The organism is Duganella alba (genome assembly GCF_009674495.1).
Lineage (GTDB): Bacteria > Pseudomonadota > Gammaproteobacteria > Burkholderiales > Burkholderiaceae_D > Rugamonas > Rugamonas alba.
Window position 1 is genome coordinate 154,047 of sequence record NZ_WKJN01000006.1, and the last position, 17,051, is coordinate 171,097.

At 67.5% G+C, this 17,051-nt stretch carries 4 protein-coding genes; 2 read left to right on the forward strand and 2 right to left on the reverse strand.

Annotated features, from left to right (window positions below; genetic code table 11):
- Nucleotides 1–4 precede the first annotated feature (4 nt).
- Nucleotides 5–1,051: a serine hydrolase domain-containing protein gene (locus GJ695_RS08140; protein WP_208023354.1), complete on the forward strand. Its 1,047-nt coding sequence runs from the start codon at nucleotides 5–7 to the stop codon at nucleotides 1,049–1,051.
- Here GJ695_RS08140 and GJ695_RS08145 read toward each other — a convergent pair.
- Nucleotides 1,017–2,060 (reverse strand): histone deacetylase family protein, encoded by a 1,044-nt coding sequence (locus GJ695_RS08145; protein WP_154363646.1) that lies wholly within the window; start codon nucleotides 2,058–2,060, stop codon nucleotides 1,017–1,019. The two genes, GJ695_RS08140 and GJ695_RS08145, sit on opposite strands and share 35 nt — an antisense overlap.
- Entirely contained in the window at nucleotides 2,060–3,661 is a 1,602-nt protein-coding gene (gene gshA / locus GJ695_RS08150) for a glutamate--cysteine ligase (protein WP_154363648.1), read from the reverse strand. Before gshA ends, GJ695_RS08145 begins: the two co-directional genes overlap by 1 nt.
- Before the next feature lie 239 nt (nucleotides 3,662–3,900).
- Between gshA and GJ695_RS08155 the strand changes: the two genes are divergently transcribed.
- Nucleotides 3,901–16,965, forward strand: a complete 13,065-nt coding sequence (locus GJ695_RS08155) for an Ig-like domain-containing protein (protein WP_166455021.1) — start codon at nucleotides 3,901–3,903, stop codon at nucleotides 16,963–16,965.
- The last annotated feature ends 86 nt before the right edge of the window (nucleotides 16,966–17,051 follow it).

The window sequence follows — 17,051 nt, forward strand, 5'->3', positions numbered from 1 at the left end:
GGTCATGAAAAGCGTGCTTCTTCCTCTGATGTTGGTGTGCGTGACCGCGACGGCGGAACCCCTTGCGGACATGGACGCCGCGATCCGCAAGGGCGACTTCAAGCAGATCACCAGTGTCCTGATCTCCCAGGACGGCAAGCTGGTTCACGAATCCTATTTCGACAACGACGGCGCCGAAGGCTTGCGCAACACGCGCTCGGTCACCAAGAGCGTGACCGACATGCTGGTGGGGATCGCCATCGACCAGGACAAGCTGAAACTCGATGCGCCGGTGTTCGCCTTCTTCCCCGACAAGCATCCGGTGCGCTATCCCGATCCGCGCAAGGAAAAGATCACCGTCGAGGATTTCCTCACTATGAGTTCTCTGCTGGAGTGCGACGACCAGAACCAGTACTCGCGCGGCAACGAGGAGGCCATGTACTTGCTGGAGGACTGGACCCAGTTCGCGATGGACCTGCCGATCCGCGGCTTTGCCGACTGGACCACCAAGCCCAAGGACTCGCCTTATGGCCGCAGCTTCTCCTACTGCACCGCCGGCCCGACCATGCTCGGTCCCGTGCTGGAGAAAGCCACCGGCGAAAAAACAGACCAGTTTGCGGCACGCACCCTGTTCAATCCACTGGGCATCACGAAACTGCGCTGGCAATACACGCCGACCGGGCCGGCCATGACCGGCGGCGGCCTCAATCTGCGCAGCCGCGACCTGCTCAAGCTGGGCGAGTTGTATCTGAACGGCGGTGTATGGGAGGGCAAGCGCGTGGTGTCGGCGGCGTGGGTCAAGCAGTCGCTGTCGCCGCACGCGCAGGTCGATGAGCATACCGACTACGGCTATCTGTGGTGGCTGAAGAAGTTCACGCAGGATGGCAAGACGTACAGCACGGCGATGATGTCTGGCAGCGGCGGCAACAAGGTGATCGTGATGGCGGAACAGCGCGCGGTCATCGTCATCACCACCACCAACTTCCAGGTGCGCCAGCCGCACGCGGTCAGCGAGAAGCTGCTGACCGACTATATCTTCACAGCGCTGTCTCGTACCCTTCCAGCACGTTGACCACGTTGACGCCCAGTTCCTTGACCGCATAGCCGCCTTCGAAGATGAAGGCGGTCGGCAGGTTGAGCCACGCCAGGCGCTCGCCGATCTTCAGGTAGTCCGCGCTTTGCAGGCTGAATTTCGACAGCGGATCGCCGCCGAAGGTATCGACGCCCAGCGACACCACCAGCGCGTCCGGCGCAAAGCTGCCGATGCGGATGCAGGAGGTTTCCAGCGCCGAGAACCACGCCTGCGTGCTGCTGCCTGCCGCCAGCGGCACGTTCATGTTGTAGCCCAGTCCCGCACCTTCGCCGCGTTCGTCGGCGTGACCCAGGTAGAACGGGTACTCGCTGCGCGGATCGGCGTGGATGGAAATGAACAGCACATCGTCGCGGTGGTAGAAGATGCTTTGCGTGCCGTTGCCGTGGTGGTAGTCGATGTCGATGATGGCGACCTTGCGCGCGCCGTCGTCCAGCAGGTGCTGCGCCGCCAGCGCGGCGTTGTTGAGGAAGCAGTAGCCGCCGAAGAAGTCCGCGCCCGCGTGGTGGCCCGGCGGACGGCTCAACACAAAGGTGCCGCGCTCGCCGAGACGCAGCGCGTGCGCGGCGTTGACCGCGCAGTCGGCGCCGGTCTTGGCGGCGGTCCAGGTGCCGGCGGTCAGCGGCGTGCCGCTGTCCATCGAGTACAAGCCCATTTTGGCGGCGAAGTTGTCCGGCTCGATGTCGCTGCGCAGCGTGCGCACCGGCCACACCGAAGGGAAGGCGTCCTTTTTGGCGTTGGCCGGATCGAGCGCCACCCAGTCGTTCCAGGCGCTGCGCAGGAAGTGCAGGTAGCGCGGCGTGTGCACGCGCTCCAGCGACATCAGGGGTACGCCGTGCGGCGTGACGATGCGTCCCAGGCCGCGCCGGCCCAGTTCTCCCAGCACCGAATCCACACGCTCCGGCTTTTCAAAGCAGGGCACCTGCTCGCCGCGAAAAAATTCGTGGCGACCGCGATGCTGCGCGTGCAGTTCGTTGTAGAAGGTGAGCATCAGTCACCGTCCTGGCGGGACTGGCACAGATTGCTGTTGCGGTAGGCCGCCACATAGTCGTCGAAATTGGCTTGCGGCGCCGCTTCCATCTCGGCCTGCTCGGCCAGCGACACGGCGGCCAGGCCGTCGAAATAGGCCGCTTCGTCGGCGGTCGGCGGATGGCTGCGGAAGTAGGCCGCATGCTGTTCGCTTTGCGCCAGCGCGAAGGCGCCGAACGACTGGCCGTGGTCGCGCAGCGCCGCCAGCACCTTGGCTGATGGCGTCTGCTCGGTGTCGGTCAGCTTGATTGATTGGGCATTGAGGGCGTCGCTGTGGGCGCTGTCGCCGCGCAGCGCGTCGAGCAGGGCGGCCACCGGGCGGATGCGCTCCAGCAGTTCCGCGCCCCACGTTGGCAGTGGTACTTCGGCGTCGCCGTTGTTCAGCGTCAGGCCCGGACGGCGGCCTTCCTTGACGGTGCGGGCGAAGTTTTCGGTGTAGCGCGCGCTTTGCTCCGGCGTGATCTGCGGGCTTTCTTCCAGCGCGCAGAACAGCAGGAAGGCGTCGAGGAAGCGGCCGGTGGCGACACTGATGCCGACCGGTTCGAACGGATCGACGTCCATGCAGCGCACTTCAATATATTGCACACCGCGCGAACACAGCGCCTGGATCGGCCGTTCGCCGGTCTGGATCACGCGTTTCGGGCGGATGGTGGAGTAGTACTCGTTTTCGATCTGCAGCACGTTGGTGCTCAGCTGTATCCATTCGCCGTCGCGCTTGGTGCCCAGCGCCGCATACGGCTCGTAGGGCTGGTTGACGGCCTTGGTCAGCGCCGCCACATAGCTGTCCAGGCAGTTCTCGTGCGGACGCAGGCCGGACTGGGCGTCGTTCTGGTAACCCAGGTCGCTCATGCGCAGGCTGGTGGCGTAAGGCAGGTACAGCGTGTCCTCGGACAGCGTTTCCAGCTTGTGGGCGCGGCCGCGCAGGAAGCCGGCCGACAGCACCGGCGAGGCGCCGAACAGATACATCAGCAGCCAGCTGTAGCGGCGGAAGTTGCGGATCGTCGCCAGGTAGGATTCCGACTGGAAGGAACGCGGCGTCAGGCGCTTGCCGCTGACTTCATTCTCGTCCAGCACGCGCCACAGGCGTTCGTCCAGCGAGTAGTTGTAGTGGATGCCGGCGATGCACTGCATCGCCTTGCCATAGCGCAGCGCCAGGCCGCGGCGGTACACATGCTTGAGCGTGCCCAGGTTGGAGGTGCCGTACCAGGCGATCTCGATATCTTTTTCGGCCGGCAGTTCGCACGGCATCGACTGGCTCCACAGCAATTCATTGCCCAGCTTGCTATAGGCGTAGCGGTGGATGCCGTCCAGCTTGGCGATGGTGGCGCCGATGTCTTTTTCGGCAGGGGTGATGAACTCCAGCAGGGTCTCAGCGTAATCGGTGGTGATTTGCGGATGCGTCAGCGCCGAACCCAGCGCGCCGGGATGCGGCGTGCGCGCCAGATGGCCGGCGCGGTCCACGCGCAAGGTCTCCCGCTCGATGCCTCGCAAGCCGCCAGCCAGCACGGCGCGGTGTTTTTCTTCGGCCAGCAAGGCCAGGCGTCGTGTTAGAAGAGTTGGCAATTTGAAATCCTTTCTGGTGCAGCAAATAAATTATTGGTGCTGAGAGTAACCGAAATTGGCCGAACTCGCCGCCAGGCGGTAAAAAGAGCATTTTAACAAAAGCAGCGCCAGTCTTCGGTGCGCCACCCCGCCCACGTATTTGCCACACCGGACAGAACGTTTGGCAAACAGGAAAATTTTGTATTCCATTTGAAGCTACTCATAATCGGTTATCGGCAGGAATGATGCGGAGAGGCAATATGAGTAACCAAAACCGTACCTATAACTCGGTGTTGTTCATCGATGCAGGCGTGGCGAATGCCGATGCGCTGGCGGCCGGTGTTGCGGACGATGTACTGGTCGTGAAACTGGCTTCATGGCGCGACGGCGTCGAGCAGATCGCCACGGTCCTGCGCGATTACCAGGGCCTGGACAGCATCCAGATCATCTCGCACGGCGCCGCCGGCCAGCTTCAGCTCGGCAACACGGTGCTGGACGCCGCCCACCTGGAACAATACCAGGCCGCCGTGCGCGAATGGGGCGCGGCGCTCGGCGCGGACGGCGACCTGCTGCTGTACGGCTGCGACGTGGCGGCCGGCGTGGCCGGCCAGAGCTTTGTCGATGCGCTGGCCTTCATCAGCGGCGCCGACGTGGCCGCCTCCACCAACCTGACCGGCGCGCACGGCGACTGGGAGCTGGAATACCACAGCGGCGCCATCGAGGCGGCCGGCGCGGTCAGCCTGGCGGCGCAGCAGTCCTACGAGGCCGACCTGGCGCTGGTAAACAACGGCAACAACGGCACCATCACCTTCAGCACCAACGCCAACGTCACGCTGCTCAACGCCACCGGGCTGGTGGCTGGCGCCGTGGTGCACGTGGATAACATCCTCGGCCTTGGCCTGGACCTGTACACGCAAAGCACCAACGGCGGCGGCGTGGCGGTGGTCAACGTCAACGGCAGCAACCTGATCGGCATACCGCTCAGCGACGACCGGCTGACCGTCAACGGTTCGCTGTTCTCGCCGGTCAGCTATGTCGACCTGCGCGCCAACAGCGGCGTGTTCGACGCCGTCAGCCTCAACCTGGGCAGCGGCAGCCTGCTGGGTAACCTGCTGGGCACGGTGGTCTACACCGTCTATGCGCTGGACGCGAACTACCAGCCCACCGGCGTCGGCGTGTCGCTGACCAGCCTGCTGGTCAATGAATACGGCCTGCTGAATTTCGACTCGATGGCCAATTTCAAGGGCATCTACGGCATCCGCATCGTCAACCCGTTGGGCATGGAGGTCGCCATCGACGACCTGCAGATCGCCAACGCGCGCGCCGCCAACAGCGTCACCTCGGCCGCCTACAACGCCGGCACCGGCGTGCTGAACATTACTGCCAGCGGCATCCGCGCTGGCGACGCCATCGACCCGACCAAGTTCACCATCACCGGCGCCAACGGCGCCAGCTACACGCTGACCTCGCCTGTGGTCGGCGCCAGCAGCACCACTGCGGCGGCGATCACGCTGAACGCGGCCGACAAGCTGGCCATCAACGGCCTGCTCAACAACAACGGCTCGTCGAGCGTCGACGGCACCGGCTTCAATATCGCGGCGGCCGCCAACTGGGACAGCAACCTCAGCAACGGCATCGACCTGACCGGCAACCCGATCACGGTCAGCAATGTGCAGCTGCCGACCATCGCCTCGGCCAGCTACAACGCCGCCACCCACGTGCTGACGGTCACCGGCGCCAACCTGGTCGGCGTGGCCGGCCTCGCCAACGACATCACGGTCGCCAAGCTGGGCCTGACGGGCGAGGGCGGCGTCACGCGCTTCCTGTCCACCTCCGGCAACGTGGAGGTCAACAGCGCGACGTCATTCTCGGTCACGCTGTCGGGCGCCGACATCGCCGCCGTCGAGGCGCTGCTCAACAAGAACGGTTCGATCTCGGCTGGCGGCACCAGCTACGTGCTGTCGGCCGGCGACGACTGGAACAGCGTCATCGGCAACGCCAACACGGCGGTCAGCGCCGCCATCGTGGTGGTCAACAACACCAGCAACAGCCCGCCGACCATCACCGGCGCCGCCACCGCCGGCGTCGGCGACAACGCCACCATCAAGCCGTTCTCCAGCGTCACCGTGGCCGACGTCAACGGCGACAACGTCAGCATGACAATCAGCTTCAACGCCGCCAACGGCGCGTTGAGCGGCGCCGGCCTGTCGGGCAGCAACGGCAGCTACACGCTGAGCGCGGCCACGCCGGCCGCCCTGACCGCCGCGCTGAAGGCGCTGACCTTCACGCCGACCGCCAACCAGGCGGCGGTCGGCGTCAATATCAACACCACCTTCACGCTGGTGGCGACCGACGCCAACGGCGCCAGCGTCACCAATACCTCGACCGTCATCACCGCCACCTCGATCAACGATGCGCCGATCCTGACCGGCACGGCGGCGGCGCAGAACATGACGGCCGGCGGCGCGCTGCATCCGTTCTCGACGGTCACCCTCAGCGATCCGGACGTCGGCGCCTCGGTGATCGTCACCATCACGCCGGACAGCGCGACCAAGGGCGCGTTCACGCCGGCCTCGCTGAGCGCCTCCGGCTTCGTCACCACCGACGGCGGCGTCACCTACACGCTGTCGGCGGCGGCGCCGGGCGCGGCGCAGGCGGCCCTGCAGGCGCTGATCTACAAGAGCGCGGCCGGGGTCAGCGCCACCACCACGTTTACCGTGGCCGTCAACGACGGCAGCGTCATCGTCAGCAACAACGCCACCACCGTGGTGTCGGCGGTGCCGAGCGGCACCACCGCGCTCAGCGTGGCGTTCTCGTCGGATACCGGCATCAGCAACACCGACCTGATCACCCAGACCGCCGCACAGAACATCTCCGGCACGTTGAGCAGCGCCTTGCTCGGCAACGAGAAGGTGGAAGTCTCGCTCGACAACGGCAGTACCTGGACCGTCGCCACCGCCGCCACCGGCAGCACCAGCTGGCAGCTGAACGGCCAGACCCTGAGCGGCTCGGGCACCCTGCAGGTGCGCGTGACCAATCCGGGCGGCAGCAGCACGCCGCTGAGCACGAGCTATTCGATCGACACCACGGCGCCGACCAATACCTCGGCCAGCGTGGCGTTCTCGGCCGACACCGGCGCCAGCTTCACCGACCTGATCACCAAGACCGCCGCGCAAACCATCAGCGGCACGCTGAGCGGCGGCCTGGTGTCCGGCGAGCATGTGGAAGTCTCGCTCAACAACGGCGCCACCTGGGTCACCGCCGCCGGCAGCACCGGCAGCAACGCCTGGTCGCTGGCCGGGCAGACGCTGACCGGCAGCAATACGCTGCAGGTGCGCGTGGTGGATGCGGCCGGCAACGCCGGCGCCGCCAGCAGCACCGCCTACACGCTGGACACGACGCCGCCAACCGTTTCGATGAGCAGCAGCGTCAATGTGCTGAAGAGCGGCGAGAGCGCCGTCATCACGCTGACCTTCAACGAAACGCCGGACAACGCCTCGCTGACGCTGTCGGACTTTACCGCCGTGGGCGGCACCCTGGCCAACCTGGTCGCCACCGCCAATCCGCGCGTGTACACGGTGGAGTTCACGCCAAACGCCGGCCTCAGCGGCCTGCTGGGCAACGTCACGCTGACCAACAACAGCTATACCGACCTGGCCGGCAACAGCGGTGCCGGCGCCACCTCGCCCAACATCTCGATCACCACCCTGGGTCCGAGCGTGGTCATCACCAGCGACGTCGCCGCGCTGAAAACCGGCGAAAGCGCCAACCTGACCTTCACCTTCACCAGCGCGCCGACCGGCTTTACCGCCAGCGACATCCAGGTCAGCGGCGGCGCCATCAGCGGCTTTGCGCCCACCGGCAATGCGCTGATCTACACCGCCGTGTTCACGCCCGGCGCCAACGTCAGCGCGCCGGCCTCGGTCACCGTGGCCAGCGGCAGCTATACCGATATTCTGGGCAACCAGGGCGGCAGCGGCGTCTCGCCGGTGATTCTGGTCGACACCAAGGCGCCGACGCTGGCCATCACCAGCGACCTGGCGGCGGTCAAGGCCGGCGATGTCGCCACCATCACCTTCACCTTCAGCGAGACGCCGCTCGGCTTCACCTCCGGCGACGTGGCGGTCAGCGGCGGCACCCTGACCGGCTTTACCGGGACCGTCAATCCGCTGGTGTACACGGCGCAGTTCACGCCGTCGGCCGGGATTGCCAGCGGCGCCGCCAGCATCACCGTGGCCGGCAGCAACTACACCGACCTGATCGGCAACAGCGGCACCGCTGGTACCTCGCCGTCGATCAGCATCGATACGGTGGCGCCGACCACCACCGGGGCCAGCTTCAGCTTCTCCGCCGATACCGGCGTCAGCAACAGCGACCTGATCACGCGCACCGCCGCCCAGACCGTCAGCGGCACGCTGAGCGCGGCGCTGGCGGCGGGCGAGACGGTGCAAGTGTCGATGGACAACGGCGTCACCTGGAGCAACGCCAGCGCCAGTGCCGGCAGCGGCAACTGGAGCCTGGCCGGCGTGACGCTGGCGGGCAGCAACACGCTGCAGGTGCGCGTCAACGACGCCGCCGGCAACCACGGCGCCGCTTACAGCGCCGGCTATGTGCTGGACACCACCGCGCCGACGGTGCTGGCCACCAGCGACCTCGGCGCGCTGAACGCCGGCCAGACGGCGACGCTGACCTTCAGCTTCAGCGAGGCGCCGGCCAACTTCAGCGCGTCGTCGCTGACGGTCACCGGCGGCACCATCAGCGGCCTGACGCAAACCGCCAATCCGCTGATCTACACCGCCACCTTCACCCCGGCCGCCGGTCAGCTGGGCGTGACCGCCACCGTGCAGGTCAACGCCGGCGGCTATATCGACGCCGCCGGCAACAACGGCCAGGCCAGCCTGACAGTGCCGATCGCCATCAACACCACGCTGCCGTCGCTGCTGATCACCGCCGATGACGTCGCGCTCAAAGCCGGCGAGGCGGCCACGCTGACCTTTACCTTCAGCACGCCGCCGACCGGCTTCACCGCAGCCGATATCAGCTACAACAACGGCATCCTGAGCGGCTTTGCCGCCACCGCCAACCCCCTGGTGTACACGGCGGTGTTCACGCCCAACGCCGGCGTCGGCAGCGGCAGCGCCGACATCAGCGTCAGCGCCGGCGCGTATACCGATGCTTTCGGCAACAGCGGCAGCGGTGCCAGCGGTCCGGCCATCAGCATCGACACGCTGGCGCCGACCGTGGCCATCACCAGCAATGTGGCGGCGGTCAAGGCGGGGGAGACCGCCATTGTCACCTTCACCTTCAGCGAACTGCCGCTCGGCTTTACCGCCGGCGACGTGGTCACCACCGGCGGCACCCTGGGCAGCCTGACGGTCAACCCCGGCAATCCGCTGGTGTACACCGCCACCTTCACGCCGACCGCCGGCATCCAGAACACCGCCGCCAGCATCACCATCGCCGCCGGCGCCTTTACCGACGCCGCCGGCAATGGCAACACCGGCTCGGTGACACCGCCGATCAGCATCGACACGCTGGCGCCGACCGCCGTCGCCAATACGGTGGTGTTTTCGGTGGACAGCGGCAGCAGCCCGACCGACCTGGTGACCAACACCAGCGGCCAGACCATCAGCGGCACGCTGGCCAGCGCCTTGGGCGGTGGTGAATTCGTCGAAGTCTCGCTCGACAACGGCGCCACCTGGAGCACCGCCACCGGCGCCGGCAGCGCCTGGAGCCTGAGCGGCCAAACGCTCACGGCCAGCGACACGCTGAAAGTGCGTGTGACCGACGCCGCCGGCAACCACGGCGCCACCTATTCGGTCGCCTACGTGCTGGACAATACGCCGCCGACCGCCACCATCAGCAGCAACGTCAGCGCGGTCAAGGCCGGCGAGACCGCCACCATCACCTTCACCTTCAGCGAAGCGCCGAGCGGCTTCGACCTGAACGATGTCAGCGCCAGTAATGGCGTGTTGAGCAATCTGACCGCGACCGCCAATCCGCTGGTCTACACCGCCACCTACACGCCGGCGACAGGCGTTAACGGCGTCACCGACAACATCGTGCTGACTGCCAGCAGCTACACCGACAAGGCCGGCAACGCCGGCAGCGGCGCCACCTCGCCTGGCATCAGCGTCGACACCCAGGCGCCGCTCACCAGCGGCGCCAGCGTGGTGTTTTCCAGCGACAGCGGCGTGGCCGACCTGGTCACCAATGTGGCGGCGCAAAACCTCAGCGGTACGCTGAGCGCCAACCTGCAGGGCGGCGAGACGGTGGAAGTATCGCTCGACAACGGCGCCAGCTGGACCAGCGCCACCGCCAGCGCCGGCAACAACACCTGGTCGCTGGCCGGCCAGACGCTCAGCAGCGGCGCCGGCCACAACGTGCAGGTGCGCGTCAGCGACGCCGCCGGCAACCATGGCTCAGCCTATAGCGCCGCCTACACGCTCGACCAGACGCCGCCGACGCTGGCGATCACTTCCAGCAAACTGGTGCTGAACAGCGCCGATACACCGCTGATCACCTTCACCTTCAGCGAGGCGCCGATTGGCTTCAGCGCCGCCAGTGTGGCCGTCAGCGGCGGCACCTTGAGCGGCTTCACCGCCACTGCCAATCCGCTGGTGTACACGGCGATCTTCACGCCGCTGGCCGGGCAGGCGGCCGGCATCGGCGCGGTGTCGGTGGCCACTGGCGCGTATACCGATCTGGCAGGTAACAACGGGGCCGGCGGTGTCGTGCCGACCATTACCTACGCAACGGTGGCGCCGGGCGTGGCCATCCTCAGCGATGTGACCGCGCTCAAGGCCGGCGATGTCGCCAACATCACCTTCAAGTTCAGCAGCGCGCCGGTTGGTTTCACCTTTGGCGATATCACCGTCAACGGCGGCACGCTGAGCGGCCTGAGCGCCACCGCCGATCCGCTGATCTATACAGCGGTGTTCAGCGCCACCGCCGGCGTTGCCAATGGCAGCGGCGCCATCAGCATCGCCAGCGGCACCTTTGCCGACACGCTGGGCAACCTCGGCGTCGGCGGCACGATGGCGGCGATCACCGTCGACACGCTGGCGCCGACGCTGGCCATCAGCAGCAGCGCCAGTGCGCTCAACAGCACCACCACCGCCACCATCACCTTCACCTTCAGCGAGGCGCCGGCTTCGTTCACGCTGGGCGACATCGGCGCCAGCAATGGCACCATCAGCAATCTGGTGCAGACCGCCAATCCGCTGGTGTACACCGCGCTGTTCACGCCGGCCGCCAACGTGGCCGGCGCCAGCGCCGTGATCAGCGTGGCGGCCGGCGCCTATGCCGACCTGGCCGGCAATGGCGGCGCCGCCGGCGTTTCGCCCGGCATCAGCATCGACACGCTGGCGCCGACCCTGGGCGGTGGCACGGTGTTGTTCTCGGCCGATACCGGCAGCAGCAACACCGATCTGATCACCAAAACTGCGGCGCAAAACATCGCCGGCACGCTGAACGGCGGCGTACTGGCGGTTGGCGACGTGGTGGAAGTCTCGCTCAACAACGGCGCCAGCTGGACCACCGCCAGCGCCAGCGCCGGCAGCAATCTGTGGTCGCTGTTCGGCCAGACGCTGAACGGCAACGGCACGGTGCAGGTGCGGGTCAGCGACGCCAATGGCAACCATGGCGTCGTCACCACCCACAATTATGTGCTCGACACCACCGCGCCGACAGTGGCGGTGAGCAGCGACACCAGCACGCTGCGGAACGGCCAGAGCGCCACCATCAGCTTCACCTTCAGCGAGGCGCCGTCCGGCTTCACGCTGGGCGACCTGATCGCCACCGGCGGCACGCTGAGCGGCTTTGCCGCGACCAGCAATCCGCTGGTGTACACGGTGGTGCTGACGCCAACCCCTGGCTTCAACGGCAACGCCAGCGTCACGCTGGGCAATAATCTGTACACCGACGCCGCCGGCAACGACGGCAGCGGCGGCAGCTCGCCGGTGATCAGCGTCGACACGCTGGCGCCGACGCTGGCCATCACCAGCAGCGCCAGCGCGCTCAAGGCCGGCGACAGCGCCACCATCACCTTCACCTTCAGCGACGCGCCGAGTGCTTTCGCGCTGGGCAGCATCAGCGCCAGCAACGGCACCCTGAGCGGTCTGGCAGCCACCAGCAATCCGCTGGTGTACACGGCCACCTTCACGCCGGGCGCCGGCATCGCCAGCGCCAACGCGGTGATCAGCGTGGCTGGCAGCGTGTATGCCGACGCCGCCGGCAACACCGGCGCCAATGTCAGCAGCGCGCCGATCGCAATCGACACGCTGGCGCCGACCGCCAGCGTGCTGGCGCTCAGCTTCTCGGCCGACAACGGCGCCAGCAATAGCGATCTGGTCACCAATGCGGTGTCGCAAATCATCACCGGCACGCTGAGCGCGCCAGTTGGCGCCGGCGAATTTGTGCAGGTGTCGCTGGACAATGGCGCCACCTGGCTGAACGCGGTGACGCCGGCGCCCGGCCAGTGGGCGTTGCTGCCGCAGGCGTTGACCGGCAGCGGCACGCTGCAGGTGCGGGTCAGCGACGCCGCCGGCAACCATGGTTCGGTGTTCTCGGCCGGCTATGTGCTGGACCTGGTGGCGCCGACCATGACCGTCACCAGCAGCGCCACCACGCTCAAGGCCGGCGAAGCGGCGACGCTGACCTTCACCTTCAGCGAGGCCCCCACCGGCTTCACGCAGAGCGACCTGGTGCCCATCAACGGAACGCTGAGCGGCTTCGCCGTCAGCGTCGGCAATCCGCTGGTGTACACGGCGCTGTTCACGCCGGCCGCCGGCCTGGGCGGCGCCAGCGCCGGCGTTACGCTGGCGCCCGGCATGTACACCGACCTGGCCGGCAATGCCGGCGGCGGTGCGCTGTCGCCGCTGATCACGGTGGACACGGCGCCGCCGACGCTGCAGATCACCAGCAGCGCCGCCAATCTGAAGATCGGCGAATCGGCCACCATTACCTTTATCTTCAGCGAGCTGCCGCTCGGCTTCACGTTGGGCGACATCAGCGTGGCTGGCGGCACGCTGAGCGGCTTCGGCCTGACCGCCAATCCGTTGGTGTACACCGCGCTGTTCACGCCGACGCCGGGTGTGTCCGCCGGCAGCGGCAGCATCGTGGTCGGCGCCGGCAGCTTCCTCGACGCCGCCGGCAACGCCAGCCTGGCGGCCGCCATTACGCCGATCAACTACAGCACCCAGGCGCCCAACACCGGCATCGCTACGGTGGCATTCGGCAGCGATACCGGCGTCAGTAACACCGACCTGATCACCACCAGCCCGGTGCAGACCATTAGCGGCACGCTGGACGCCAATGTGCAGAGCGGCGATATCGTGGAAGTCTCGGTGGACAATGGCGCCAGCTGGACCAGCGCGGTGGCGCCGGTGGGCGGTGTCAACTGGGCGCTGGGAACGCCGGTGTTCCTCAGCGGCAGCGGCACGCTGCAGGTGCGCGTGACCGACGGCGCCGGCAACCACGGCGCCGCCTACTCGGCCGCCTATGTGCTGGACACCACGCCGCCAACGATGGCCATCAGCAGCAATGCCGCCGCCCTCAAGGCCGGCGAGAGCGCCACGCTGACTTTCACCTTCAGCGAAGCGCCGCGCGGCTTCACCGCCGGCGACATCGTGCTGCCGCCCGGCAGCGGCAGCATCAGCGGCTTCACCGTCACCGCCAATCCGCTGGTGTACACGGCGCAGTTCACGCCGGCGGCCGGCTACAGCCTGCCGGCGGCGGTTTCAGTGCTGTCCGGCAGCTATACCGACACTGCCGGCAACGCCGGCGGCGGCGCCGTCAGCAGCCCGATCAGCATCGACGCGGCGCCGCCGACGCTGCTGATCAGCAGCAGCCTGGCGTCGCTGAAGATCGGCGACACCGCGCTGATCACTTTCACCTTCAACGAGGCGCCGCTGGGCTTTGCCGCTGGCGACGTCACCGCCACCGGCGGCACGCTGAGCGGCTTCACCGCCACCGCGAATCCGCTGGTGTACACCGCCGTGTTCACGCCGACGCCAGGCATCAACGCCGGCAGCGCGGTCATCAGCGTGGCGCCAAATGTCTACAGCGACCTGGCCGGCAACGGCGGGCTGGGCGCCAATACGCCGTCGCTCAGCCTGGATACGCTGGCGCCGCTGGCGGCCGCTACCGGCACGCCGGTGTTCAGCAATGATACCGGCGTCGCCGGCGACCTGATCACCGCCATTTCGGCGCAGACGGTCAGCGGTACGCTGTCGGCGCCGCTGGGCGCCGGCGAATCGGTGCAGGTATCGTTTGACAATGGCGGCACGTGGAATACGGCCGCTGCCAGCAGCAATAGCTGGAGCCTGGTGCACATGCTGACCGCCAGCGGCGTGATGCAGGTGCGCGTGATCGACACGGCAGGCAACTACAGCGCGCCGACCAGCACGCCGTATGTGTTCGACCAGAGCGCGCCGACGGTCACCATCACCAGCAATGTACCGGTGGCCAATGGCGTCGAGCCGGCCATTATCACGTTCAATTTCTCCGAAGCGCCGGTCGGCTTTAGCAACAGCAATATAACGGTGGCCGGCGGCACGCTGGGCACGCTGACGCCGACCAGCAATCCGCTGGTCTATACCGCCACCTTCACGCCGCTCAACGGCGTTGCCTCCGGCAGCGCCACCATCAGCGTCAGCGGCTACACCGACGTCGCCGGCAACACCGGCGGCAGCGCTGCGATTCCGTCACTGCAGATCGACACGGTGGCGCCGACGGCGGCGGCCAGCGGCGGCGTCGCCTTCTCCAACGACAGCGGTACCGGCGGCGACCTGATCACCAATAACCCGAACCAGACGCTGAGCGGTACGCTGAGCGCGCCGCTGGCGGCCGGTGACGTGGTGCAAGTCTCGGTCGACAGTGGCGTGACCTGGCACCTGGCGACGGTCAGCGGCACCACCTGGTCGCTGGGGCGCACGCTGGTGCCCGGTACGCGCGCGCTGATGGTGCGGGTGGCCGACGCCGCCGGCAACGTCAGCACCACCCACAGCGTGCAGTACACGCTGGACACCACCGCGCCGACCGTCACGCTGAGCAGCAGCGCCGCCACGGTCGGACAGGGCGGCAGCACCACCATCACCCTGACGCTGAGCGATCCGGGCGTGCTGACCCAGGGCGATCTGCTGGTCACGGGGGGCGTCATCAGCGGCTTCAGCGGCAGCGGCACCACCTACACGGTGGTGATCACGCCGCCGGCCAACAGCACCACGCCGATCACGATCAACGTCGGCGGCGGCTTGTTTGCCGATGCGGCCGGCAATACCAGCACGGCGGCAACGCCGCTGGTGGTGGCGGTCAACACCAACCCGCCGCCGGTCAATCCCGGCACGCCGTCGACGGTGGACGGCGTGCAGATCACCACCCAGACCGGCGTCGACAGCCGCACCGGGCTGACCACGCACACCATCACCGTGCCGACCATCACCAGCAGCCGGCCGGAAGACCACAGCACCGAGCACGCCAACCTGGCCGACATCCCGATCGGCATCGCCGCCAGCAACGGCAATCCCGGTACCAGCCTGGTGGTCAGCCTGCCGGTGGGCGCCGGCTTCGAGGCGTCCGGTCCGGCGTCGCTGGTGAGCGGGGCGATGGCGCTGACCGATCTGATCGGCCGCATCGACGACCACACGGCGGCCGGCCAGGCCACCCGCGCGGCGATGGAAACCCAGGCGCAGGAATTCCTCGCCGGCCTGGCGCCGAACGTGCTGCTGCAGCAAGCCACGCTGGCCATGAGCGGCTCCAGCGGCGCCACCGGCACCGTGATCATCGACGGCAGCGACCTGGTGGTGGCCGGTGGCGCCAGCGGCGGCCCGCAGCACGCCGCCACCCTGGACACCACCGCCACCGCGCTGGTCATCGACGCCCGCGCCCTGCCGCAAGGCATCGGCCTGCAACTCGATGACGTGCACTTTGCCGCCATCATCGGCGGCGCCACCATCACCGGCGGCGCCGGCGACAACTTCTTCATCGGCGACGGCGAGGCGCAACGCTTTGTGCTGACCACCGGCAGCGACAACGACACGCTGTACGGCAACGGCGGCGACGACGTGCTGATCACCGCCGGCGGCAACGATTACCTGAACGGCGGCGACGGCGCCGACCAGATGGCGGGCGGCGGCGGCAACGACACGCTGGTCGGCGGCGCCGGCAACGACGTGCTGCAGGGCGGCCGCAGCGACAGCGGCCAGTGGCAGTTCTACCTGAAGGGCGGCCAGGTGGTCGCCGTGCACCAGACCGCGATGGCCGGCGCCACCGGCAGCGAAGCGGTGACCTCGGCCGAGCTGAACCACAGCGTGCCGGTGCTGGCCTTCAGCAGCACCGACGTGGCGCGGCTGGAGACCCTGTCGCTGCTGTACCACGCCGCCTTCGACCGCGCGCCCGACGTGGACGGACTCAACTGGTGGGCCACCGAGACCAAGGGCGATACCCACCAGCTGGCCGCCAGCTTCCTGCAGTCGACCGAATCGCTGCAAGGTCTGATGACGCTGAACAACCACGATTACGTGGCGCGGCTGCTGACCTACACGCTGGACAAGACGCCGGACGAGGCCGCGCTGGCGCCCTACCTGGCGCGGCTGAACGCGGCGCCGGGCGACCTGTCGACGCGCGCCGACGTGCTGGCCGACATCGCCCTGACCAGCGCCCACCGCGCGCTGTGGCTCACCGACGACGGCCTGCCGCTGGGCGGCAAGCTGCTGACGCAGGAACAGGGCTGGTTCGCCAACTCCGGCAACGACCGGCTGGAGGGCGGCGCCGGCTCCGACCTGCTGGTGGGCGGCGACGGCACCGACACCGTGGTCTACGGCGGCGCCGCGCGCGACTACAGCCTGGCCCTGAGCAGCGGCGGCGATGTCATGATCGCCGAGCCGGAAGGCAGCCTGGACACCATTCGCCAGATCGAGCTGGGCGAATTCAACGGCGTCACGCTCGTCCTCGGCTTCACCCAGGCCAGCACCGCCACGCTCCAGGAGTTGGGCATGCTGTATCACCTGACCCTGGGCCGCGCCGGCGACTTCCTCGGCTTCGGCTACTGGCTCGACACCGGTTTGCAGGACGCCGCGCTGGGCGCCGCCTTCCTCGACTCGGCGGAATTCCGCAGCCGTTTCGGCGGCATGGACGACAACACTTTCGTCAGCCAGCTGTACCACAACCTTGGCCAGCAGGCCGACGGCGCCACGCTGGCCAAGTGGGACACTTACCTGGATACGCATAGCCGCGCCGACCTGACCCTGGCGCTGGCGCACGACGTGACGCTGGTGGGCAGCCAGTTCGGCGCCAACGGCATGAGCCTGATCGCTAGCTTGTAGGATGCCATTCTGAACGAGGTGAAAACAGTTTTGCCGGAGGGCGGACTCGACAACTGTGAAAAAAATGTGGGCATAATCGGGCGGTA